The 23,579-nt window shown below is 61.2% G+C and carries 22 protein-coding genes and 3 tRNA genes; 10 read left to right on the top strand and 15 right to left on the bottom strand.

The window, feature by feature from the left end:
• Positions 1–4 precede the first annotated feature (4 nt).
• Entirely contained in the window at positions 5–967 is a 963-nt protein-coding gene (locus tag ACODSM_RS18030; RefSeq protein WP_060984784.1) for an ABC transporter permease, read from the bottom strand.
• Positions 968–1,175: 208 nt separating this feature from the next.
• Here ACODSM_RS18030 and ACODSM_RS18025 point away from each other — a divergent pair, with 208 nt between their 5' ends.
• Positions 1,176–1,433 carry a YfhL family 4Fe-4S dicluster ferredoxin gene (locus ACODSM_RS18025; protein ID WP_015012769.1) on the top strand — a complete coding sequence of 86 codons (258 nt, stop codon included), beginning with the start codon at positions 1,176–1,178 and terminating at the stop codon, positions 1,431–1,433.
• Positions 1,434–1,534: 101 nt separating this feature from the next.
• Here the strand turns inward: ACODSM_RS18025 and pth are convergent, their stop codons facing one another.
• The 7 genes from pth to ACODSM_RS17990 form a co-directional block, all read right to left on the bottom strand.
• Positions 1,535–2,143, bottom strand: coding sequence for an aminoacyl-tRNA hydrolase (gene pth / locus ACODSM_RS18020; RefSeq protein WP_015012770.1), 609 nt, complete (start codon positions 2,141–2,143; stop codon positions 1,535–1,537).
• Between the two features lie 201 nt (positions 2,144–2,344).
• Positions 2,345–2,980 (bottom strand): 50S ribosomal protein L25/general stress protein Ctc, encoded by a 636-nt coding sequence (locus tag ACODSM_RS18015; protein WP_488806421.1) that lies wholly within the window; start codon positions 2,978–2,980, stop codon positions 2,345–2,347.
• 160 nt (positions 2,981–3,140) lie between these two features.
• Complete coding sequence (locus ACODSM_RS18010; protein WP_015012772.1) at positions 3,141–4,115, bottom strand: ribose-phosphate pyrophosphokinase; 975 nt, start codon at positions 4,113–4,115, stop codon at positions 3,141–3,143.
• A 46-nt stretch (positions 4,116–4,161) separates the two neighbouring features.
• Positions 4,162–4,238: transfer RNA gene (locus ACODSM_RS18005), tRNA-Gln, on the bottom strand.
• 30 nt (positions 4,239–4,268) lie between these two features.
• Entirely contained in the window at positions 4,269–5,126 is an 858-nt protein-coding gene (ispE, locus tag ACODSM_RS18000; RefSeq protein ID WP_343736063.1) for a 4-(cytidine 5'-diphospho)-2-C-methyl-D-erythritol kinase, read from the bottom strand.
• A gap of 63 nt (positions 5,127–5,189) precedes the next feature.
• Entirely contained in the window at positions 5,190–5,606 is a 417-nt protein-coding gene (locus ACODSM_RS17995) for a lipoprotein insertase outer membrane protein LolB (protein ID WP_488806420.1), read from the bottom strand.
• 110 nt (positions 5,607–5,716) lie between these two features.
• Positions 5,717–7,498: a tetratricopeptide repeat protein gene (locus ACODSM_RS17990; RefSeq protein WP_488806419.1), complete on the bottom strand. Its 1,782-nt coding sequence runs from the start codon at positions 7,496–7,498 to the stop codon at positions 5,717–5,719.
• A gap of 29 nt (positions 7,499–7,527) precedes the next feature.
• On the opposite strand from ACODSM_RS17990, the gene mutM reads away from it, so the two are divergent.
• From mutM to mutY, 3 genes are all read left to right on the top strand, one after another.
• Positions 7,528–8,343: a bifunctional DNA-formamidopyrimidine glycosylase/DNA-(apurinic or apyrimidinic site) lyase gene (gene mutM / locus ACODSM_RS17985; RefSeq protein WP_488806418.1), complete on the top strand. Its 816-nt coding sequence runs from the start codon at positions 7,528–7,530 to the stop codon at positions 8,341–8,343.
• Positions 8,344–8,446: 103 nt separating this feature from the next.
• Positions 8,447–10,408 carry a dynamin family protein gene (locus tag ACODSM_RS17980; RefSeq protein WP_488806417.1) on the top strand — a complete coding sequence of 654 codons (1,962 nt, stop codon included), beginning with the start codon at positions 8,447–8,449 and terminating at the stop codon, positions 10,406–10,408.
• Complete coding sequence (gene mutY / locus ACODSM_RS17975) at positions 10,405–11,475, top strand: A/G-specific adenine glycosylase (protein ID WP_488806416.1); 1,071 nt, start codon at positions 10,405–10,407, stop codon at positions 11,473–11,475. The genes ACODSM_RS17980 and mutY overlap by 4 nt, the downstream gene beginning before the upstream one ends.
• A gap of 109 nt (positions 11,476–11,584) precedes the next feature.
• Here mutY and rapZ read toward each other — a convergent pair whose 3' ends face one another.
• Genes rapZ through ACODSM_RS17960 form a run of 3 tightly spaced genes read right to left on the bottom strand, consistent with a single transcriptional unit; the run spans position 11,585 to position 15,065 of the window.
• Positions 11,585–12,448: an RNase adapter RapZ gene (rapZ, locus tag ACODSM_RS17970; protein WP_110959671.1), complete on the bottom strand. Its 864-nt coding sequence runs from the start codon at positions 12,446–12,448 to the stop codon at positions 11,585–11,587.
• Entirely contained in the window at positions 12,448–14,166 is a 1,719-nt protein-coding gene (gene recN, locus ACODSM_RS17965; RefSeq protein WP_488806415.1) for a DNA repair protein RecN, read from the bottom strand. Before recN ends, rapZ begins: the two co-directional genes overlap by 1 nt.
• Positions 14,167–14,168: 2 nt before the next feature.
• Positions 14,169–15,065 carry an NAD kinase gene (locus ACODSM_RS17960; protein ID WP_110959669.1) on the bottom strand — a complete coding sequence of 299 codons (897 nt, stop codon included), beginning with the start codon at positions 15,063–15,065 and terminating at the stop codon, positions 14,169–14,171.
• A gap of 28 nt (positions 15,066–15,093) precedes the next feature.
• Between ACODSM_RS17960 and hrcA the strand changes: the two genes are divergently transcribed.
• The 4 genes from hrcA to greB all read left to right on the top strand — a co-directional run bounded on the left by hrcA (position 15,094) and on the right by greB (position 17,152).
• A complete protein-coding gene (hrcA, locus tag ACODSM_RS17955; protein ID WP_015012782.1) occupies positions 15,094–16,098 on the top strand; it encodes a heat-inducible transcriptional repressor HrcA in 1,005 nt (334 codons plus the stop codon).
• Positions 16,099–16,148: 50 nt separating this feature from the next.
• A tRNA-Ile gene (locus tag ACODSM_RS17950) sits at positions 16,149–16,225 on the top strand.
• A 204-nt stretch (positions 16,226–16,429) separates the two neighbouring features.
• A tRNA-Arg gene (locus ACODSM_RS17945) sits at positions 16,430–16,506 on the top strand.
• Positions 16,507–16,585: 79 nt separating this feature from the next.
• Positions 16,586–17,152 (top strand): transcription elongation factor GreB, encoded by a 567-nt coding sequence (gene greB, locus ACODSM_RS17940; RefSeq protein ID WP_488806414.1) that lies wholly within the window; start codon positions 16,586–16,588, stop codon positions 17,150–17,152.
• A 73-nt stretch (positions 17,153–17,225) separates the two neighbouring features.
• Here the strand turns inward: greB and ACODSM_RS17935 are convergent, their stop codons facing one another.
• From ACODSM_RS17935 to ACODSM_RS17920, 4 genes are all read right to left on the bottom strand, one after another.
• The gene (locus ACODSM_RS17935) at positions 17,226–19,505 is read right to left on the bottom strand and encodes a RelA/SpoT family protein (RefSeq protein WP_015012784.1); all 2,280 of its coding nucleotides are present in this window, start codon (positions 19,503–19,505) and stop codon (positions 17,226–17,228) included.
• 97 nt (positions 19,506–19,602) lie between these two features.
• Positions 19,603–19,806: a DNA-directed RNA polymerase subunit omega gene (rpoZ, locus tag ACODSM_RS17930; protein ID WP_005794722.1), complete on the bottom strand. Its 204-nt coding sequence runs from the start codon at positions 19,804–19,806 to the stop codon at positions 19,603–19,605.
• A gap of 16 nt (positions 19,807–19,822) precedes the next feature.
• The gene (gmk, locus tag ACODSM_RS17925; protein WP_015012785.1) at positions 19,823–20,443 is read right to left on the bottom strand and encodes a guanylate kinase; all 621 of its coding nucleotides are present in this window, start codon (positions 20,441–20,443) and stop codon (positions 19,823–19,825) included.
• A 36-nt stretch (positions 20,444–20,479) separates the two neighbouring features.
• Positions 20,480–21,382: a YicC/YloC family endoribonuclease gene (locus tag ACODSM_RS17920; RefSeq protein ID WP_488806413.1), complete on the bottom strand. Its 903-nt coding sequence runs from the start codon at positions 21,380–21,382 to the stop codon at positions 20,480–20,482.
• Between the two features lie 90 nt (positions 21,383–21,472).
• Between ACODSM_RS17920 and ACODSM_RS17915 the strand changes: the two genes are divergently transcribed.
• Entirely contained in the window at positions 21,473–22,489 is a 1,017-nt protein-coding gene (locus ACODSM_RS17915; RefSeq protein WP_015012787.1) for a serine/threonine protein kinase, read from the top strand.
• Positions 22,490–22,571: 82 nt separating this feature from the next.
• The gene (locus tag ACODSM_RS17910; protein WP_015012788.1) at positions 22,572–23,474 is read left to right on the top strand and encodes a PP2C family protein-serine/threonine phosphatase; all 903 of its coding nucleotides are present in this window, start codon (positions 22,572–22,574) and stop codon (positions 23,472–23,474) included.
• Positions 23,475–23,579 lie beyond the last annotated feature (105 nt).

Below are 23,579 nucleotides of genomic sequence, written 5' to 3'. Positions count from 1 at the left end.
GGAATCAGATGTCGGAAGCCTTCACGCGGGGGTCGATCACGGCGTAGAGGATGTCCACGACGAAGTTCACGATGACCACCATGGCGGCGAGCAGCATCACGCAGTTGCGCACTACGATCAGGTCGCGGTTGGAGATGGACTGGAAGATCAGGCGCCCGAGGCCGGGCAGATAGAACACGTTCTCGACCACGATGGTGCCCGCCAGCAGGTTGGCGAATTGCAGCCCCATCACCGTGACCACCGGAATCATGGCGTTGCGCAGCACATGGCCCCACAGCGCGGCGCGCTGCGTCAGGCCCTTGGCACGCGCAGTGCGGACAAAGTCTTCACGCAGCACCTCCAGCACGGCCGAGCGGGTGATGCGCGCCAGGATGGCCGCCTGCACTACAGCCAGCGCAATGGCGGGCAGCAGCAGGGCCTTGAGGGCTTCGAGCGGGCTACCTCCAGCGTCTTCCGTCCAGCCCGGAAAGCCACCGGCCGAGAACCACTGGAGCTTCACCGAGAACAGCAGGATCAGCAGGATGGCAAACCAGAAGTTGGGAATGGCAATGCCGATCTGCGCCAGGCCCATCACGCCCACGTCGCCCAGCTTGTTGTGGCGTGCTGCGGCGTACACACCGGCTGCCAGGGCCAGCACCGTGGTGATCACCATGGCCATCAGGGCCAGCGGCACCGTGAGGGCCAGGCGCTCCAGCACCAGGTCGAGTACAGGCGAGCTGTAGGCGTAGCTGTCGCCCATGTTGCCCACCACCAGGCCGCTCACCCATTGCCAGTAGCGCAGGGTGGCGGGTTGGTCCAGACCCAGCTTGGTGGCCAGAGCTGCGACCGCATCGGGAGAGGCATCGGGGCCCATCAGAATCTGCGCGGCATTGCCCGGCAGGATTTCTAGCACCAGAAACACGACGATGGAGGCGCCAATCAACGTGGCCAGGAGGGTGACAAACCGCTTGAGAAAAAACAGGCCCATGGGTGGGGTGCGTTGGCAGGTGGGTCAGACGCAGGGGCGTCAAAATTAATGTGTATACACAGCATAACGGTAAAAACGTCCCCGTCAGCGGTGGTGGGTTGCAGTGTGGCACGCAAGGCACATGCCACCGGCGCGGGATAATACGGAGCATGAACCGCGCCGCTCGCTCCGTTGCCCCTGTTTTTGGCCCCGTGCATTGGGAGGCCGTATGGCGCTGATGATCACGGACGAGTGCATCAACTGCGATGTGTGTGAGCCCGAATGCCCCAACCAGGCGATCTATCTGGGGCAGGAGATCTACGAAATCGACCCGAACAAGTGCACGGAATGTGTGGGGCATTTCGACGAGCCCCAGTGTGTGCAGGTCTGCCCTGTGGCCTGCATCCCCGTGAACCCGCAACACGTGGAAAGCCGTGAAACCCTGTGGCAGAAGTTTCAGCGACTGCAGGCGTCTGCGTCGACGTAATTTGAATCAAATCGGCCGCTTGCGCTAGTGGATCATGCCTGGGGTGCTGTTGAATAAATAGCAAAATCCGCTGCGTAACGGCTGGGCGGGCTGGTGGCCCGTCAGTCCTCCACGGGCCGAGGGGGCTTGGGGCGGGGCGGTTTGGTGGTGTGGATGAGCAGCGTGGCCTTTTCCATGTCGCCCGCCAACAAAGCGGGATAGGCCTTGAGCGAGTGGGCGATGCTGTCCTCGATCAGCGTGCGCTGGTCTGGCGACGGTTTCTTGAGCACCCAGTTGGCCACTTCGCTCTTGACGCCCGGATGGCCGATGCCGATGCGCAGGCGCCAGTAGTCGGGCGATCCCAATTGTCCGTGGATGTCGCGCAGGCCGTTGTGCCCGGCATGGCTGCCGCCGCGCTTGAGCTTGACCTGGCCGGGGGCAATGTCCAGCTCATCGTGCACCACTAGGATTTCCTCGGGCAGGATCTTGAAGAAGCGAGCCAGCGAGGCCACGGACTTGCCCGAGAGGTTCATGAAGGTCTGCGGCTCCAGCAGCCATACGTTCTGGCCATGCACCGTGGTGCGTGCCACCAGGCCGTGGTAGCTGCGCTCGGGCACCAGCGTAGCCTTGAGTTCGCGCGCCAGGGCATCAATCCACCAGAAGCCGGCGTTGTGCCGCGTGTCCTCGTAGTCCGGCCCGGGGTTTCCCAGGCCTACAAACAGCTTGATCATGTGCGGGATTATCGGTGGCTGGGAGGGGGCGGGCCGTCGGGATGGCTGCAGCGCCGTTGAAGCCGTGTTCAGGAAGTGGGCTGTGCAGTTTGCGAGATGCGCCGCATCAATGAAAACGGCCCACGCAAGGTGGGCCGTTTCGTGGTCAACACCGCAACGCGGGTTGACCGGGTGAAGTGATCGGGGTCGTGGACCGACGAATTACTTCTTGCCCTTGCCCTTGCCCTTGGCGTCGGCAGCAGGAGCAGCGTCAGCAGGGGTCTCAACGACCACGACGGGAGGCACAACAGACACCAGCACGGGGTTGTTGTTCTGGCCGCCACGGACCTTGGCCACCACGCCCTTGGGCAGCTTGATGTCCTTCAGGTGCAGGGAAGCACCCTTTTCCAGCTTGGACAGGTCCACAGCGATGAATTCGGGCAGGTCCGAAGGCATGCAGGTCACGTCCAGTTCGTTCACGATCGGGTTGACCATGCACTTGTCCACCTTGACGGCGTTGGACTCTTCAGCACCGCTGTAGTGCAGTGGCACCTTCAGGTGCAGCTTGGTCTTGTCGTCCACGCGCTGGAAGTCGATGTGCAGCACCAGTTGCTTGTAGGGGTGGTATTGCACGTCACGCAGCACGACCTTGGACGTAGTGCCAGCCACTTCCATATCCAGCACGCTGGAGTGGAACGCTTCCTTCTTGAGGGCGTGCCACAGAGCGTTGTGGTCCACCTCGATCAGTTGGGGCTCTGCAGCACCACCGTATACGATGCCAGGCGTCTTGCCCGAATTACGCAGACGGCGGCTCGCACCCGTACCCTGCTTGGCGCGCTCAAAAGCGACGAAGTTCATAGTTAGCTCCTGAAAAGGACAGACCGCGACCAGTCATATCCCGATTAAAAAAGACCTATTACGCCACTGTGGCGGCAGGCCTGCGCATTGCTCTCGAACAGACAAGCCTCCCGAAGGAGGCCTGCGTGCAATCCGGCTGCAACGCTCCCGGGGGAGCGCGTCAGAACAGGTTGTCTTGGTCCGAGAACAGACTCATGACCGACTCACCCTTGGCAATGCGCTGGATCGTTTCTGCGATCAGCGGGGCCACGGAGAGTTGGCGAATCTTGGAACATCCCTTGGCGTTGTCGCTCAGCGGGATGGTGTTGGTCACCACGACTTCATCGAGGGCTGTGCCCTTGGCGATGCGTTCGATGGCAGGACCGGAAAAAATGGGGTGTGTACAGTAGGCGTACACGCTCTTGGCGCCGCGCTCCTTGAGCACTTCGGCCGCCTTCACCAGCGTGCCGGCGGTGTCGATCATGTCGTCCATGATCACGCAGTTGCGGCCTTCGATTTCGCCGATCACGTGCATGACTTCCGACACGTTGGCCTTGGGGCGGCGCTTGTCGATGATGGCCAGGTCGCAGCCCAGCTGCTTGGCCAGTGCCCGCGCACGCACCACGCCACCCACGTCGGGAGACACCACGATCAGGTCTTCGTAGTTCTTCTGGCGCAGGTCGCCCAGCAGCACTGGCGACGCGTAGATGTTATCCACGGGAATGTCAAAGAAACCCTGGATCTGGTCAGCGTGCAGGTCCATGGTCAGCACGCGGGCCACGCCCACGGCTTGCAGCATGTTGGCCACCACCTTGGCCGTGATCGGCACACGGGTAGAGCGGGGGCGACGGTCCTGGCGGGCGTAACCGAAATAGGGAATCACGGCGCTGATGCGTTCAGCCGATGCACGCTTGAGCGCATCGACCATGATCAGCAGTTCCATGAGGTTTTCGTTGGTGGGTGCGCAGGTGGACTGCACCACGAAAACGTCACGTGCACGCACGTTTTGCTTGATTTCGACGGTGACTTCACCGTCAGAGAAGCGACCCACGTCAGCCGCACCGAGGGTGGTGCCGAGGTGTTGGGCAATTTCAGCTGCCATGCCAGGATTGGCATTGCCGGTGAAAACCATGAAGTCGGGGTGGTTGGCTTGCATGAGCGTCCCAGCAGTCTGAAATAAAAGCCCGTACGCGGAAAGCGTTTGGCAGGGGAAGAAGGATTCGAACCTTCGCATGCCGGAATCAAAATCCGGTGCCTTAACCAGCTTGGCGACTCCCCTACACAGGTCAATTGCCGAAGGCAACCAACCTTAAATTTCTCCTGATGCCCAACCTGCCAGAGGATGAATCATCAGATTTTCACATGCCTTCACTTGCCAGCCCTCTGGGGCTCCGCTCAGGTCGACTGCATGTGACATCTGCGCAAACACTGCACTGCCTGAGCCTGTCATTCTGCCTTTGAGACCGCGATCGCTGAGCCATGCAATGGCTTGCGAAACATCCGGGCAAAGAGCCTGAGCAACCGGCTGCAAGTCGTTTCGACCGAAGTCAAAGTGTGCTGCAGCAAAGCCTAAGATTGTAGCACTATCTGAATCGCGTTTCAAACTTGGTGACGAAAAAATTTCTTTTGTCTCCAAACCTGCAGCGGGCTTCACGATCACAAAGCTCGCTTGCGGCAGCTGGTGCGCTTTCTCAAGCGGCGTGATTGTCTCACCAATTCCCTCCACCCAAGCGTTGTGACTGCATAAAAAAAACGGAACATCTGCACCCAGTTGCAAACCGATCTTGGCCAACGCATGTCTTGGCAGGTTGAGCCTCCATAGCCGGTTCAATGCGAGCAGCGTGGTTGCGGCATCAGACGAGCCTCCTCCCATGCCCGCTTGTGCAGGCACGCGTTTCAGGATGCTGATGTGCGCACCCTCGCTGCAGCCCGTGGCGGCTTGCAGCGCGCGAGCTGCGCGAACCGAGAGATCCACTTCAGGCAGTGCCATCGACAGGTCTTCCCGCGAAATCAACCCATCGGCTCGGCGCTCGAAGTGCAAGGTGTCGCACCAGTCCACAAGCATGAACACGGACTGCAGCAAGTGGTAGCCATCCGCACGGCGCCCGGTAATGTGCAGAAAGAGATTGAGCTTGGCCGGGGCCGGCACGTCATACAAGGCTTGCATGGGGAGGTGGTACGAGGTGGTGCCGTGCGAACGGTGCTGCTGGCCGTCGCAGAGGGCAGGCCGTCAGGGAGTCAGTGCAATGCGCAGCGTGGCGGTGGGCTGTGGATCGTCACGGCGTGCCGTCAGCCGTCCGTTGGCAATGCCGGTGAGGTCAGCTTGCCACCCCGTCGCACTGGCCTGGGTGCCCTTGAGCCAGCTAAACAGGGCGGTCACGGGAATGCGCGTGCCAGTCACGTCCTGGAGCAGCGTGTCGAGGGAGTCGGAGGTGCGGGTGTTCTGGCCGCTGACCAACTGCGCATGCCCATCCTTCCAGTCGAGTTGCGCAATGCGATTGCCAAAAGGGCTGAGCAAAACGAGTCCACCGGCCTGGGCGGTGCCGCGCAGCTCAAACATGGCAGAAAAAGACTGCGAGGCCTGCCCGTCAATCTGAAGTGCGATGCGACCGTTCCAGCTGTTTTCCTCCACGGGGGCTGATGGCATTGGCTGCGCACAGCCCGCAAGCCATAAGGCACACAACACCAGCCAGCCCATCCATCGATGGCGAAGCGTTCCGGTCAGTGGGCTGGTGATGGTGCCAAACAGGCCTGGCATCAGAGGGAGGCTCCGAGGCGTTTCAGGGTCTCTTTGAGGGTGTCATTGTCGGGGCTGGCGCGCTGTCCTTCTTTCCAGACGCGCGTTGCGCCGTCCTTGTCACCCATGCTCCAGAGAACCTCACCCAGATGTGCGGCTATCTCCACGTCGGGCCGGGCCTTGAAGGCCGCTTCGAGGTGCTTGCGCGCGTCGGCCTTGTTGCCCAAGCGGAATTCCACCCATCCCAGGCTGTCCATGATGAAGGGGTCGTTGGGGGCAAACTGCAGGGCCTTCAGGATGAGCTGTTTGGCCTCATCCAGCCGCACGCCCCGGTCCGCGAGCGAATAGCCGAGGGCGTTGTAGGCGTGGTGGTAGTCGGGCTGGCGCGCTATCACTTGGCGCAGCAGCTGTTCCATGGTGTCGGGCTGGCCAGCCTTTTCGGCGAGCATAGCCTGGTCGTAGATCAGTTCCGCATCGTCCGGAGCTATGGCCACCAGTTCCGTTTGCACTTTGTAGGCTTCCTGGTACAGGCGTTGGTCGCGCAGCAGCTGTACTTCGGCCATGAGTTTCAGGCGGTGGCTTTCCGGGGAATTGCCTGGCAAGCTGCGCAACAAGGCCCGTGCCTCGGCGAGCTTGCCCTGGCGTGCCAGCAATGACGCGCGACGCGTCTGTGCACCAAAGACTTCCTCTGCGTTGTCGATGCGTGCGAGCCAAGCTTCTGCGCCCGCAAAGTCTTTCTTTTTCTCGGCAATCTGGGCGTGCAGCAAGTACGCCTGCGTGAGACTCTTTCGCCGCAGGTCGGCATCGGTGGACGCAGAGGCAAGCTCCATGAACCGCTGCAGCGACGCCTCAGCAGCGGTCAGCCGGTTGTCTTGGTACTGCAGAGTGGCCGCCACCAGCCAGGCCTCCGTCAGATCAGGCTTTTCCTTCGTGACGGTTTCCAGTTGGCGGCTGGCCTCTGGGTAGCGCTGAAGGCCCAGCAATACCCGTGCATACGCCATGCGCAGGTCCGGGATGGGCTGCTTGGACAGGGTTTGCGTCACGATGGGCTCCGCGTCCAGCAAGCCTTCGTCCATCAGCTCCAGCGCCAGCCGGGCGGCACTTTCGCTGGCATTGTCCAAGCCCTGCGCCCTGCGTGCCGCGTCCAGCGCGCCGGCCTTGTCGCCCGCAGCAAGTCTCAAGCGGCCCAGCGATACCCAGGCCTCGGGCCCGGTGGCTGGATTGGTGAGTTCGTTGACCAGGGCTTGTTCCACCACTTTGGCGGCCAGCGCTTTGTCACTCGCACGTCCATACAGTTGCGGCAGGGAGGCCAGCGCAGAAGCCTTGGACCGGGGAGAGGCCTGTGCGAGTTCCTGGCGCAGCAATTCCGGTGTTTCGGCGATGCGGTTCAACGCGATCAGGATTTGCAGCACATATTGATTGGCCTCGCGCGATTGGGGCAGGGCTTCCTTCCAGGCTCTGGCGGCAGCCAGGGCGTATTCGCCCGATCGTGACTGCAAGGCAATGTCAGCGGCGCGTTGGTAAAGCTGACCATCCGCACTCCGGCGCGCGGCCTCCAGCATGAATGCGTAGCCGGCACCGGGGTCCCCGGTGCGCGCACTGATCTCGCCCAGGAAGATTTCGTAGAACAGCTCTGCGTCCAGCGCGGGGTTGGACGCCACTGGAGAGGAGGACTCGCTCGGGGGAGGGCTTTCGCCGGCGGGCTTTTGGGCCCAGGCAGAGTGGGCGGCGGCCGCAATCACAGTGGCCAAGGCGACGGTACGAAAGCTGTGGGATAACACCATCGGGCCATAATAATCCATGCCTGTTAAGCCGTTGCCCGGTTGTTTGTATGCCTGAGTTGCCTGAAGTGGAAGTGACGCGGCGCAGTTTTGCTAACGCGATCACTGGAGCCCGGATCGAGGCGGTGGTGATGGGCAAGCCCTTGCGATGGCCTCTGGGTTGCGACCCGCAATTGCTGGTGGGTCAGCAAGTGGTCGGAGTGCGCCGGCGGGGCAAGTACCTGTTGCTGGATATGGAGCAAGGCCTGCTGCTTCTGCATCTGGGCATGTCCGGCAGCCTGCGGTTTGCTGCTGACATGCCGGAAGCGGGCCCGCATGACCACTTTGACCTCGTCACCCACCGGGGCACGCTGCGCCTGCACGACCCACGCCGATTTGGCGCGGTGGTCTATGCGACATCAGAGGATTCGCCCGTGGCCGCCAAGTTGTTGGGTGGGTTGGGCATGGAGCCCTTGTCAGAGGAGTTTCTGCTCCCGACTTTTCAGGCGGGACTCAAGAAAAGCCGGATGCCCATCAAGCAATTGCTTCTGGCGGGACGCTTGGTGGTAGGGGTGGGGAATATCTATGCCTCCGAGGTGCTTTTCCTGTCAGGCATCCGTCCCACTACGGTGGCTTCCCGCATCGGCGCTGCCCGGGTCCACACGCTGCATCAGGCCATTCGTTCCGTGCTGGCCCGCGCTGTAGAAATGGGGGGGAGCACGCTGCGCGACTTTTCGAATGCCGATGGAATGGCGGGCCACTTTCAGACGGCCGCGAATGTGTATGGCCGCGATGGTCAGCCATGCCACGCCTGTGGTACAGCCATCGAGTTGATTCGCCAGGGACAAAGAAGCACTTACTTCTGCCGGCAGTGTCAGCGCCCCTAGGTGCCGACAGTCCGATCGGCGGTTTGTGACAGCGGGCGGACGGTCGATGCTATATTTTGTATATACCTGCCTCGCGGGCCATCCATAGATCTCTGGGAGCAAAGTGGGACCTTCATTCAACGAACAGTTTGACCAGCACGGCGTCTGGCGACGGGAGTTCGCCCAGCAGCTCAAGCGGCTGGCCGATTGGATGGCCACGCATGACCTCATGGATGCAGCGGTGCAAGAGCGCCTGCAGCGTCTAGAGGATCAGGTGCGCAGCGACAAGGTCATGGTGGCGTTTGTGGCGGAGTTTTCGCGCGGCAAGTCAGAGCTGATCAATGCGATCTTTTTTGCTGACTACGGCCGCCGCATCATGCCTGCCAGCGCTGGCCGCACGACCATGTGCCCCACCGAGCTGGGTTACGACGCCAATGTGGCGCCCAGCTTGCGGCTGCTACCGATTGAAACCCGGCTTCAGATGCAGAGTCTGGCGGAGTGGCGCGTCAAGGCAGACCGCTGGCACGAGATTCCCCTGGACGTCGGCAACGCGGACCAGATTGCCAAAGCCCTCGAAAAAGTGGCGGAGGTGCGCAAGGTCAGTTTGGACAACGCGCGTGCGCTGGGTTTCTGGCATGACGATCTGACGGACGAGAATCCTGTGCCCGATGCGCAGGGCATGGTGGAGGTGCCCATGTGGCGCCACGCCATCATCAATATCCCGCACCCACTTTTGAAGCAAGGGTTGGTGATTCTGGACACGCCCGGCCTGAACGCCGTGGGTGCGGAGCCGGAGTTGACCGTCAATCTCATTCCCCAGGCACACGCGGTAGTGTTCATCCTGAGCGCTGATACCGGTGTGACTCGCTCGGACCTCTCGATCTGGCGTGAACACTTGGCCATCTCACCAGAGAGCGTGGAAGCGCGTTTGGTGGTGTTGAACAAGATCGATACGCTCTGGGACACGCTCAACACCGCCGAGCAAGTCCAGTCGCAGATGGAGCGGCAGTGCGCTACCTCGGCGGAGATGCTGGGTGTGTCCCTGGATCGTGTGGTGCCGGTATCGGCCCAAAAGGGCTTGGTCGCCAAGATCACCGCGGATGATGTATTGCTGGAAACCAGTGGACTGCCCGTGCTGGAGGAGGCGCTGGCCAAAGGCATCATGGGCCGGCGCCAGTCCATATTGCGAGCTGCTGTGGCCACGGGCGTGGCGAGCCTGCGCACTGAAACGTCGCGGGTCATCAACATTCGGCGGCGGGACCTCGATGACCAGATGGCAGAGCTTCGCAGCCTGCGGGGCAAGAATGCATCGGTGATCGAATCCATGCGCCATCGCATAGAGCAGGAGCAGCGTGAATTCGACCTCAGTACCGCCAAGATTCAGGCGGTTCGCGCGGTTCATCTCAAGTTGCTGCGTGATGTGTTCCAACAGCTGGGAGCCAAGGCCCTCAAGGCTGAGCTGGCCGAGCTGGCCCAGACGCTGCAGCAAAAAGGGCTTAAGCTCGGCGTCAAGAAGATATACGTCCAGACCTTTGACAAGCTGCGAGGCACCTTGGACAAAGCGCAAGCCTCTGGAACCGAGATCCAGGCCATGCTGAGCGGGACCTTCCGGCAGCTGAATGCCGAGTTTGGTTTTTCTTTGCAGGTGCCTACGCCGCCACAGCTGGAGCATTTTGCGCAAGACCTGCACCAAATCGAGCAGAGCCATTTGCAGTACCTGGGCATGGGCAATGCGCTCAAGCTGGCGCAACCCGAGTTTGCCGAGCGTCTGGTGCGCGCTTTAGCGATGCGGTTGCGTACGGTCTATGAGTCGGCCGCCAACGACCTGGAACTGTGGAGCAAATCCGCCACCGCGCAATTGGACGCGCAGCTGCGGGAGCGGCGGCGCAGCTTCGCTCGTCGCATGGAGGCGGTAGACCGCATCCAACAGGCTGCCAGTGGGTTGGTGGAAAGAATCTCCGAAATCGAGGCTGGCGAAGAGGAGTTGGGACAGCTGGAGCGCAAGCTCCACGAACTCACCTCCAAGTTGGTGGCTCTGCCAGGGGCTGTGCCGGCAGTGATTGACGCGCATCCAGTTTCTGCATGAGTGCCGAATCCCGAGAGGGTGTGGCCGAGCGGGTAGTCGCTTGGCAGGCGGTGCATGGGCGCAACCATCTGCCCTGGCAGCAGACCCGAGACCCCTACCGGGTATGGCTGTCGGAGATCATGCTGCAGCAGACCCAGGTCGCCACCGTGCTGGACTATTACGCGCGCTTTCTGGATCGGTTTCCTGATGTGGGCGCCCTAGCGGCAGCCCCTCAGGACGAAGTTCTGGGATTGTGGAGTGGCTTGGGTTACTACAGCCGTGCACGCAACCTCCATCGCTGCGCCCAGCAAATCATGACCGACCATGGCGGTGCCTTCCCGCGAACGGCATCGGTGCTGGCGTCATTGCCGGGCATCGGGCGTTCAACCGCCGGCGCCATTGCAGCATTCTGTTTTTCAGAGCGCGTACCCATCCTGGATGCCAATGTGCGGAGGGTCCTGACGCGTCTGCTGGGCTTTGACAAAGATCTTGCCTCTGCCAAGAACGAGCGCCTTCTATGGGAGCATGCCGATGCGCTGTTGCCTGTGCGCGATCTCAATGTGGCGATGCCCCGTTACACCCAGGGCTTGATGGACTTGGGGGCTTCCCTGTGCACGCCTCGCGCTCCAAAATGCTCCGATTGTCCTTTGTCTGGCGATTGCGTCGCTTTCAAGGAAGGCAATCCTGAAAGCTATCCCGTCAGAACCCGGAAACTGTCACGCCGCGCCGAATCCTGGCAATTGGCGATCCTGCGCGATGGCCAGGGCCGCATCTGGCTGCAGCGCCGCCCTCCAACAGGGATTTGGGCGGGAATGCACTGCGTACCCGTCTTCCCTGACCTGGAGTCCCGAGATACTTTTGTGAATAGCTTGGGTGGCAATGAGCAATTGGTGCAGCAAGAGCTGCAGCCCTTCGTACATGTGCTGACGCACCGGGACCTGCACCTTCATCCCCTGTTGATACAGGCTAACGGGATGATCGCCCTAGCAGAAGAGGGGGAGTGGCTGGGGCCAGACCAATGGTCTTCGGTGGGGTTGCCGGCGCCTATTCGCAAGTTGCTGGACACCACACAATCTACCCTTTGGTAGGTGCGCATGTCGCTCCAGCGAATGTCTGTGCCGCCTTCGCCAGCGCCGAGATCCCGTTACTCATGCTGCGCGCAGCTTAGCGCGTAGCAATCAGGCGCCAGCGCAAGAGTCAGCGCCCGTCCAGTTCGCGGTGGCGCTTCAGCGCGGTCCACCGGTCGCTGAAAGCCTGGGCCAGTCTTTCGACCAGATAGACAGAGCGGTGTTGTCCGCCCGTGCAACCGATGGCTACCGTGACGTAGCTTCGGTGGTTGCGGTCCAGCATGTCCAGCCAGTGCGTCAGAAACTGTTCAATGTGCGCTCGCATCAGAGCCACGTCCGGCTGCAGATCCAGAAAATCAGCCACAGGCTGGTCCAGTCCTGTGAGATCCCGAAGGGCCGCCTCATAGTGCGGGTTGGGCAGCATGCGCACGTCGAAGACGTAGTCGGCATCCATGGGAATGCCGCGTTTGAACGCAAAGGACTGGAATACCAAGGTCAATTGCCCTTGCGCCGTGGACATCAGACCTTTGACATAACTTTGCAATTGGGAGGCGCGGATGGTGCTGGTGTCGATCACGTGCGATTGTTCGCGCAGCTCTGCCAGCAACTCCCGCTCCAGCTCAATGATCTGGACCAACGCCCTGCGCCCTTGTTGAAGATCGTCGTGCGACAAGGGGTGGCGGCGGCGCGTTTCGGAGAAACGCCGCACCAAGGTATCAATCGTGGCGTCCAGAAAAAGGGATTTCACGGCCACGCCCTGGCTGCGCAAACGGCTCAATTCCTGAGGCACCTGGTGCAGCGAAGTGGCGCTGCGGACATCCACTGCAATGGCTACGCGGTTGCCATGGTGTTTGTGTTCCAGCGCTACGAAGGCTGGCAGCAGTTCGGGTGGCAGGTTGTCTACGCAGTAGTAGCCAGCGTCTTCCAGTGCGTGCAAGGCGACGGATTTTCCAGATCCCGACATGCCTGTGATGACAACGATCTCAAGAGCCATCAGCGTTTCCTCGCGGCGGTGGGGGAGATAGATGAATCCGAAGGCGGGGTAGGCGCACTGGTCAGCGCCAGCGCAGCAGTGCTCAGCATTTCGCGCGCGTGCGCCAGCGTAGTCTCCGTAGCGCGCTCGCCGCCCAGCATGCGAGCGATTTCTGCCACGCGTTCATCTTGCTGCACAACCAGAACCGTGCTGGTTGTACCTTGAGCGCTCTTGTTTTTTGCCACTTTGAGGTGGTGATGCGCACAGGCCGCCACTTGCGGCAGGTGGGTCACCGCCAGCACTTGCCGATCTCGCCCCAGCTGTTGCATCAGCTTTCCTACGGTTTCGGCGACTGCTCCACCCACGCCGGAGTCCACCTCGTCAAAAATGAGCGTAGGGGCTGCTCCCAACTCGCTGGTTGTGACCGCAATGGCGAGCGAAATGCGAGACAGCTCGCCACCCGATGCGACCTTGCCGACGGGCTTGGGTGTCATGCCGGGGTGCCCTGCGACCAAGAACACGACCTCGTCGATCCCATCGGGTGAGGGTTCTGCCCCCTTGCCCACCGATACCTCAAATTTGCCACCCTCCATGCCGAGTCCCTGCATGGCCTGAGAGATGGATGCGGAGAGTTTGGGGGCCGCTTTGGCTCGTGCCATAGAGAGCGTGCGTGCCGCTGCCTGGTATGCCTTGGCGCTGGCCGACTCGCTGGCTTGTAGCTTGTCAAGATCGGTCGCGGCATCAAGCTCGTGCAGGGATGCTTTCCAGTCCTTGAGCAGCGCAGGTAGCTCTGCAGGAGGGCGTTTGTACCGGCGTGCCAGTCCCATCCACTGGGATATACGCTCGTCCAGCTCCAGCAACCGTTGCGGGTCGGTGTCTGCATGGCGCAAGTAGCTGTGCAGCGAATGCACCACATCGGTCGTCTGCGCCAAGCTCGATGCCAAGATATCGGCCAGATTGGCGAACTCCGGCTCAATATGTTCCTGGGCTTGTAGAAGGGCGTGGGCGCGGGTCAGCGCGGAAACAGCTCCAGCTTCGTCTTCCTGCAAGGCCTGAAGCGTCCCCTGCGCTCCGTCCAGCAGGGCCTGTGCATGGGACAGGCGTTTGTGTTGGGCGTCGAGCTCCTCCCACTCGTCATCACCGGGCCCCAGCTTGTCCACTTCGCTGATTTGCCACTGCAGGCGCTCGCGTTCTTGCTGCAATGTGGCTTGCGCGGCGCGCGCCTGTTGCAATGCCTTGAGGTCCGCGCGCCATTGCGCCCAGCGGGATGCTGTGTCCCGGGTGTTCACACCGGCGAATGCGTCAAGCAAGCCTCGCACCGACTCTGGTCGGGTCAGGCTTTGCCACGCGTGCTGACCGTGGATGTCGACAAGCATCTCACCCAGCGAGCGCAACTGGGAGGCTGTGGCAGGGGTGCCATTGATCCACGCGCGGCTCTTGCCCTGCGTGTCGACGGTGCGGCGCAGCAGCAGCCTGTCATCGGCTTCGAACCCTCCCTCCTCCAGCCAGGGGCGGGCGTGTGGGGGGCAGTCAAATTCAGCGCAAATGTCGGTCTTGCTGCATCCCTCTCGCACCACGCCCGCATCTGCACGCGCCCCCAAGGCCAGTTGCAATGCGTCGATCAGAATGGACTTCCCGGCACCAGTCTCCCCGGTCAACACAGTGAAGCCATTGCGCAAATCCAGTTCCAGCGTTTGTACGATCACGAAATCGCGCAGGGTAATCTGCCGCAACGCCATGGTCAGGAGCCCCCTTCATTCCAGCGCAGCTTCTTGCGCAGTGTCGCGAAGTAGTTCCAGCCCTGCGGGTGTAGAAAACGTACACGGTGTTCCGATCGTTTGACGAGGATACGGTCGCCATGCAGCAAGGATGCGAGAGACTGCATGTCGAAGTTTGCGCTGACATCGCGCCCGCTCACCACTTCAACGGCTACTTCGGTCGCATCGGAGAGCACGATGGGGCGGTTGGACAGCGTATGCGGTGCGATAGGAACCAGCACCCAGCCTGGGATGGAGGGGTGAAGCATTGGCCCCCCTGCTGACAGCGAATAGGCTGTCGATCCGGTGGGGGATGCAATGATCAGACCGTCGGCCCTTTGGTTGGCCACAAACTGTCCACCCACTTCCACGCGCAGCTCCACCATGCCTGAAGTTGCGCCACGGTTGACGACCACATCGTTCATGGCAAGGGCTTCAAACACCACACGCTCATCGCGAACCACGGTTGCGTGCATCAGTGGCCGCTGGTCTTCTTCGTAGGCCCCTCGCAGCATGGGCGGCAGTGTGGTCTGATAGGTGTCGAAAGGAATATCGGTGATGAAACCCAGTCGGCCCTGGTTGATGCCGATCAGTGGCGTTCCAAAACGGGCCAGGCGGCGACCGATGCCCAGCATCGTCCCATCACCCCCGACCACCAGGCCCAGATCGCACCGCGCACCGATCTGGTCTACATTCAAAGATGGATAGTGTGTCAGTCCTGTGTTGCTTGCGGTTTCTGCTTCGAGTGCAACCTCGCATCCCTGACGCTCCAAGAAATGTGCAATGTCTTCCAAAGCTCTGCGCGAGCCGTCACCGGAGGCGCCTGCAGCTGAAGTCTGGTACTTGCCTATAAGTGCGACATGGCGGAAATTGGACGTCATCACGAAATTACATCATTAAAATCATTCCATGCTCGATGACCGTGCCAAGTTGTTGCTGAAAGCCCTGGTCGAGCGTTACATCGCTGATGGGCAGCCTGTGGGATCGCGGACGCTTTCTCGTGCGTCCGGCTTGGATTTGTCTCCCGCCACGATTCGAAACGTCATGGCGGACCTCGAAGAGCTGGGGTTGATTGCAAGTCCACATACCTCCGCAGGCCGCATTCCCACCGCGCGTGGATACCGTCTGTTTGTGGACACGATGCTGACAGTGCAGCGGGAGTCGGTCATGCCGGCGCAGCTGGCTCCAGAGCAGCCCCAAAAGGTCATCGCCAACGCCGCACAGCTGTTGTCCAACCTCTCCCAGTTCGTCGGTGTGGTAATGGCACCTCGGCGTACTTCGGTATTTCGCCACATAGAGTTCCTGCGACTCTCTGAAAAGCGCTTTCTCGTCATCATCGTGTCGCCGGAAGGTGACGTACAGAATCGTGTGATCTTCACCGAGGTGGATCACTCCCAGTCGCAACTGGTCGAAGCCTCCAACTTTCTGAATGCACATTACGCCGGGCTCGCAATGGAGCAGGTGCGAGAGCGTTTGAAGTCCGAGGTCGATGTGCTGCGCGGAGAGATCGCATCGCTCATGCAAGCAGCAGTCAACGTAGGTTCGGAAGCACTCTCCGAGGCGCAGGACGAGGTGGTAATTTCTGGCGAGCGCAACCTGCTCTCCGTCAGTGATTTCTCCAGCGACATGGGTAACTTGCGCAGGGCATTCGACTTGTTCGAGCAGAAGACGCAGATCCTTCGCCTTCTGGATATCTCAAGCCAAGCGGAAGGGGTGCGCATCTACATCGGCGGCGAGAGCCAGGTCGTGCCTTTTGAAGAGCTCTCGATCGTCAGCTCCCCTTATGAGGTGGACGGCAAGGTGGTGGGGACTTTGGGTGTGATTGGTCCTACGCGCATGCCATACGACCGCATGATCCAGATCGTGGATATCACTTCCAAGCTGGTGTCCAACGCACTCAGTCACCGCAAGTAAGCCCCTACAATACGGCGCTTGCTCCGTTGTATAGCGCTGGAGCATGGATGGGGGCGTTAGCTCAGTTGGTTAGAGCAGAGGACTCATAATCCTTTGGTCGTTGGTTCAAGTCCAACACGCCCTACCACCCTTGCTTGCAGGGTGGACCCGTCAACAAATGACGTGTTTTGTGATCCAAATCGCTCAGTTTGTTTTTGGAGCCTTCATCGTGCATTACAATCTCGGCTCGCGTTGAATTGACTGTCTGTTTGCGGTGCCTGACTCAGGAAAGCAATCAGAAAAAAGCAAATTTCAAGGGTCGCCAAGAAATCATGCTATAATTCAAAGCTTAGCGGCTGTAGCTCAGCTGGATAGAGTACTTGGCTACGAACCAAGGGGTCGTGGGTTCGATTCCTGCCAGCCGCACCAATGTTTAAAGCCTGCAATCGCAAGATTGCAGGCTTTTTCATTTGTCCAAGCGCTTTGCGCTGATTGGAGAGTTCTGGCGATGAGCAAGGCTTTTACCAAGGAAACCGATAGCGCCGACGATGACGAAGGATTGGCACTGCCTCCTTTGCCGCCGGGTGGCAAAAACTACATCACCCCATCAGGCTATGCACGCCTGAGGGCAGAGCTGTTGGATCTCATCGACAACGAGCGGCCCAAGATCGTGGATGTGGTGCACTGGGCGGCCAGCAATGGAGACCGGTCTGAAAACGGCGACTACCTCTATGGCAAGAAGCGCCTACGCGAAATTGATCGGCGCATCCGTTTTTTGACCAAGCGGCTGGAGATCGCTGAGGTAGTGGACCCGAGTTTGCATGCGGGCAGTCAACAGGTCTTCTTTGGGGCCACCGTCACCTATTCCGATGACGAGGACGGTGAACGCACGATCACCATCATGGGCATCGACGAGGCCGACAGCCGTATGGGGCAAGTCAGCTGGATTTCGCCTGTGGCGCGTGCTCTGTTGAAAGCTCGCGTTGGGGATGAGGTACAGCTGCCCACGCCGGGTGGGGTGCGCCATTTGGAGGTGGTGGAGGTGCAGTACCCACCTCGTAGTGTCGCTAACTAACCTGTTTGCGCACAAGCGGCGGCCTGCGTGCCAGTTGTAAAGACCTCAGAGCTTGATGCGCAGCCCTGAGGTGTCAGGGCTGCGGCGTGATCCTTGCCGCGCGCAGCACCGCCTGCGTACGCCGCAGGTTGCGCAATGCCAGCTCAAGGTGGGCTTGGTCGCGAACTGCCACGATGAATCGCAAATCCGTGGTGTCCAGGGCCGCCTCATCGTCCATATCCACATGGGTGATATCGGCCTCTGAATTGGCAAGCTCTGCCGCCACGCGCGCCAGCACCCCCTTGCCGTTGTTCACGGTGACTACCACGCCCGTTTCGAACATGCGAGTGGGCTCGTCCGACCAGTCCACGGCAATGAAGCGTTCGCTGTCTTTGTGCTGAAGCCGTTTGGCAACACTGCAATGTGCGTTGTGCACCACCAGCCCCTCACCGCGGCCCAGATAACCGACGATGCTGTCGCCTGGCACTGGGCGGCAGCAGGTGGCGTATTGCACGGAAGCATTCTCGCTGCCGTCCAGCGTGACGGCCCCTTGCGACAGGTTTTCGTGGGATGTGTAGCGCTCACGGGTCATGAGCAGGGCGTCCGGACGGTGGCCATGCTCTGACATCAACACCATCAGCCGCTTGGCGACGATGCTGGCAATGCGTTTGCCCAGACCCAGATCGGTCATCAGCTCGCTGCGCGTGCGGTTGCCGGTAAAGCGCAGCAGTTTGTCCCACAGCGGTTGGGTCTCGGCGTTGACGGGGGGCAGTTGTTCGAGGCCTTCCGCGCGAATCGCCTGGGTCAACAGTTTTTCGCCCAGCCCTTCAGACTCGGTTTGGGCCAAGGTTTTGAGGTAGTGACGGATCTTGGACCGCGCACGGCCCGTACGCACAAAACCCAGCCACGCAGGGTTGGGTGTGGAAACCGGGGCAGTAATGATCTCGACCACGTCACCGTTTTTCAGTTCCGTGCGCAGCGGGACCTGCTCGTTATTGATTTTCGCGGCGGTGGTACGGTCGCCCACGTTGCTGTGAATCGCGTAGGCGAAATCCACTACCGTGGCACCACGCGGCAAGGCCATGATCTGGCTCTTGGGAGTGAAGACATACACCGCATCGGGAAAGAGGTCCACCTTGACGTGGTCCCAGAACTCCGCCGCATCCCGCGTTTCGTTCTGGATGTCCAGCAGGGACTGCAGCCACTTGGTTCCCAGGCGCTCAGCGGCAGTGCCTTCTCCGTCCTGGGCCTTGTACAGCCAGTGCGCTGCCACGCCGGCTTCGGCAATCACATGCATCTCGTCGGTGCGCATCTGGAACTCGATGTTCACGCCCGAGGGGCCAACCAGCGTGGTGTGCAGCGACTGGTAGCCGTTGAGTTTGGCAATCGCGATGTGGTCTTTGAACTTACCGGGCACTGGCTTGTACATCTGGTGCAAAACACCCAGCGCCGTGTAGCAATCGGTCACGGTAGGCACAATGACCCGAAAGCCGTAGATGTCCGTCACCTGGGCAAAGCTCAGGTGCTTGAGGTCCATCTTTTGATAGATGGCGTACAGCGTTTTCTCGCGCCCAGCCAGGCGCACCTTCATGCCGATCTTGGAGAACGCAGCATCCACTTCAGCCTGCACTTTTTGAACCAGATCGCGTCGGCGGTTGCGGGATTTGTTGACCGCTTTGGCCAGCGTGGCGTAGCGCCAGGGGTGCAGGTGCCGGAAGGCCAGATCCTGCAGTTCGCGATAGGTCTGGTTCAGGCCGAGGCGGTGGGCAATAGGGGCATAGATTTCCAGCGTCTCGGACGAGATGCGGCCCCATTTGCTGCGCGGCATGTCCGACAGCGTGCGCATGTTGTGGGTGCGGTCGGCCAGTTTGATGAGGATGACGCGCACATCCCGCGCCATGGCCAGCAGCATTTTGCGAAACGACTCGGCCTGGTTCTCTTCGCGGGTGTTGAACTGGAGCTTGTCCAGCTTGGTGAGGCCGTCCACCAGCTCGGCCACGGGGGCGCCAAACCGGTCGATCAGGTCGGCCTTGGTCACACCACAGTCTTCCATCGCGTCGTGCAGCAGCGCCGCCATCAGCGCCTGGGCGTCAAGCTTCCAGGCCGCGCACTGTGCGGCGACCGCAATGGGGTGGGTGATGTAAGGCTCGCCACTGTTACGCAATTGCCCCAGGTGGGCTTCGTCGGCAAAGCGGTACGCCTGGCGCACCTGTTCGATGCTGGTGGCGTCCAGGTAGTCCAGGCTGTCGGTCAGTGCGGCGAAGCTGGCCGCAGCCGCATTGGCGGCCGCAGCGGCTGCCGAAAGATTGCCTGTCGGGGCCGGTTCACCGGGCCGGGGCTGCGTTGCAGAAGGTGAGTTGAGCACCGCGTTCATGCCTTAAATGTAGCGCGGGACAGCGCCAGAGGACTTTTGGGCAAAAAAAAGCACCGCTGGCGCGGTGCTTTTGGATGGGCTTTGCCCAGAAAAACGTTCAACCGGGAACCTTCTTGAGCATCTCCAAGCCCACTTTGCCTTCGGCGATCTCACGCAGGGCGGTCACTGCCGGCTTGTTGCGGCTTTCAATGCGGGGAGCGTGGCCCTGGCTCAGCATGCGAGCGCGGTACGTGGCGGCCAGCACGAGCTGGAAGCGGTTGGGGATCTTTTCCAGACAGTCTTCTACGGTGATGCGTGCCATCGTTTACTCCGGGGATTCAGGTGATATTGAGCGACTGGAAGGTGTCAGCACGGGCGCGGCGCTGGGCGGCGTACTTGAGTCGCTGGGCGTGAACTACGGCTTTCAGGTCGAAAAGCGCGCGCTCAAACAACTCGTTGATTATAACGAAGTCGAATTTGCTGACCTGCGCCATCTCTTCGGCCGCATTTTTGAGGCGGACCTCGATCACCTCTGGCGTGTCTTCGCCACGCCGCTCCAGGCGAGAGCGCAGCTCTTCCCAACTGGGCGGCAGGATGAAGACCAGCACGGCGTTGGCGAAGGCCTCCCTGATCTGCAGTGCACCCTGGAAGTCGATTTCCAGGATCACATCCGAGCCCTGGGCAATGCGCTCTTCGATGGCTTTCTTGGAGGTACCGTAACGATTGCCGTGCACATGCGCCCACTCCACGAAGGCATTGCTCTGCACCATCGCGTCAAACTCAGATTGCGACGCGAAGTAGTAGTCGCGGCCGTGTTTCTCCTGGCCGCGCGGTGCGCGGGTGGTGTGTGAGACCGAGAGGTGAACGTGCGAATCCAGCTCCAGCAATGCCTTGACCAGGCTGGACTTGCCGGCACCACTGGGGGCTGCCACTACGATGAGATTTCCAGGATAGTCCATGGTTGATGTGCGCCAGGCGCTATCAAAAAATGAGTGTTATTCGATATTTTGCACTTGCTCGCGCATCTGCTCGATCAGCACCTTCATGTCCACGCTGATGCGGGTAAGGTCGAGCGCGGCAGATTTGGAGCCCAGGGTATTGGCTTCGCGGTGCAGCTCCTGGATCAGGAAGTCGAGGCGCTTGCCCACTTCGCCGCCTTTTTTCAGCAGGCGCTCAATTTCGTCCAGGTGCGAATCCAGCCGCGTGATCTCTTCGGCCACGTCGATGCGGATGGCAAAGGCGGTGGCTTCGGTCAACGCGCGGTCACGGGCGGCCTCGGGCAGTGTGGATCCGTCGGTGAGGGCCATCGCCTCCTTCCAGCGCTCCATAAAGCGCTGGCGTTGCTGCTCCACCAGCAGCGGAACCATGGGGACGGCCTGTGCGGCCAAGGCCCGCAACTGCTTGACGCGATCCAGCAGCATGGTCGCCAAGCGCTTGCCTTCGCGTTCGCGGGCGGCCAGCAAGGCGGTCAGGGCTTCTTCGGCCAGGGCGGGCACGGCCTCGCTCCAGTCTTCGCTGCCCGAGTGTGCGTTGGCGCACAGGCGCAAGGCGTCCGCCACCGTAAGGGGTGCGGCGCTGGGCAGCCAGGCCCGGACGGAGTCTTGCAGAGAGTTCAGGCGCTGCAGCAGCCTTGCCGGTGGGTCTTGCAGGCTGTTGCCATCGTCGCTGTCGAGGGCCGCCCGCACTTCGACCTTGCCGCGCTTCAGGCGCGCTGTGAGCAGTGCGCGCAGCGTGGGCTCCATGGCGCGCAGCTCGTCGGGCAGACGGAACGACAGGTCCAGAAAGCGGCTGTTGACGGATCGGATTTCCAGCCCCAGCCTGCGCGTCTGGGGGGCGCGGGCGTCGGTTTCAGCGCCAGTGGCAGATGCGCCATGCTGTGCGCTGGCGTATCCGGTCATGCTGTAAACTGCCATTGGACTTTTTGATGGTTGCTTGCGATCCGGCGATTATCCGGGTTCCGCCTTACCCCCGAATCATCTTCGCAAAATATGTCAAAAATCAAACCGGCCCCCTTGCCGCCCGATACCGCAATTGGCGGCTACCGCGTGGTGCGCCGGTTGTCCTCCGGTGGTTTTGGTGTGGTCTATCTGGCCCTCGACGCCGAAGGCCAGCAGGTCGCCATCAAGGAGTACCTCCCTTCGTCCCTGGCCACGCGCGCTCCTGGCGAGCTGCTGCCGAAGGTGCCACCCGAAAAGCTCTCGCTGTACCGCCTGGGGCTCAAGAGCTTCTTTGAAGAGGGCCGCTCGCTGGCCCAGATCTCGCACGCCTCCGTGGTGAGCGTGCTCAATTTCTTCCGCGAGAACGAAACCGTTTACATGGTGATGAACTACCTGGAGGGCGCGACCCTGCAGGACTTCATCATCACCGCCCGCGACCTCAAGACACAGAAGGTGTTCCGCGAGTCCACCATCCGCTCGTTGTTCGACGAAGTGCTGCGCGGCCTGCGCATCGTGCACCAGCACAAGATGCTGCACCTGGACATCAAGCCCGCCAACATCTTCATCACCGACGACAACAAGGCCGTGATGATCGACTTCGGCGCGGCGCGCGAAGTGCTGAGCAAGGAAGGCAATTTCATCCGCCCCATGTACACCCCCGGCTTTGCTGCGCCCGAGATGTACCGGCGCGATTCGCAGATGGGGCCGTGGACCGACATCTACGCCATCGGCGCCTGCATTTACGCTTGCATGCAGGGCTTTCCGCCCAACGAGGCGCCGCAGCGCGTGGACAAGGACCGCCTGTCGCTCGCCCTGACCAAGTTGCGTGGCGTGTATTCTGACAACCTGATCGAGGTGGTGGAGTGGTGCATGGCGCTCGACCCGCTGTCCCGCCCCCAGTCGGTGTTTGCCTTGCAAAAAGAGCTCAGCCGCGAGGGTGAGCGCCGCTACACCAAGCTCACGGTGGCCGAGAAGATGCGGCTGCAATTGGACACCCTTGTGTCTGACACCAAGAAAAATGTGCAGAAGGTGGGTGAAGCCACCGGTATCGGAGCCAAGCCCAAATGAACCGGACGCACGCAATGCGGGTTCGGGCGAGGTACATATCCACGGATGGCGCCCGGGTGCATCCTTGTTTGCGTGAGTCCTTATGAAGTTCTCGGTATTCCAGATCAGCCGCCGTGGCGGCCGCGAGAAGAACGAAGACCGCATGGGCTATTGCTACACGCGCGAATCGGGCCTGTTTGTGTTGGCCGATGGCATGGGCGGCCACCCCGAGGGCGAAGTGGCTGCGCAGATTGCGCTGCAGACCATCTCGGCGTTGTTCCAGCGCCAGGCCAAGCCCCAGCTCAAGGATGTGCAGGAGTTCCTGTCTGGCGCGTTGCTCGCGGCGCACCACCAGATCCTGCGCTACGCCACAGAAAAAGGCATGCTCGACACACCGCGCACCACCCTGGTTGCGGCGGTGTTGCAGGCCGGTACCGCCACCTGGATCCACTGTGGCGATTCGCGCCTGTACATGGTGCGCGATGGCGATCTGCTGACCCGCACGCGGGACCACTCGTACATGGAACTGCGCAACACGCCGCCGCCCGGGCTGGAGCGCATCAACCGCAACGTGTTGTTCACCTGCCTGGGTTCGCCCACCAAGCCCATCTACGACATTACCGGCCCCGTGTACCTCGAGCAGGGCGACCGCATTCTGTTGTGCTCCGACGGCCTCTGGGGCACGCTCAGCGACGACGAAATCGCCAAGCAGCTGGGCCGCAACACCGTATCGCACGCCGTGCCCGAGCTGGTGGAAGACGCCCTGCGCAAAGCCGGAGACAGCAGCGACAACGTGACGGTGGTGGCCCTGGAGTGGGAGACGCCGGATGCGTTCGAGTCCACCCAAGGCGTGTCCACCGACAGCATCAGCGACGACGTGTTCGCCTCCACCATCCAGGCCGGTCCGCTCGATGGGCTGGTGGATGACCTGGACGATGCGGCCATCGAGCGCTCGATTGCCGAAATCAACGAGGCGATTCGCCGCTCTGCGGCCCGCAAAGCCTGACGGACGTGATGGGCCCGGCCGGGGCTGCGCAGCCTCGTGCATTGAGCTGATGCCTGTCAGTTGAACTGTTCCGTTTTCTGGCGTGCGCTTTGGGTCACGCATGGA

The sequence above is a fragment of the Acidovorax sp. FG42 genome (assembly GCF_057809195.1).
The sequence above is the reverse complement of the archived record's forward strand: the minus strand, read 5'-3'. Positions and strand labels throughout refer to the sequence as shown.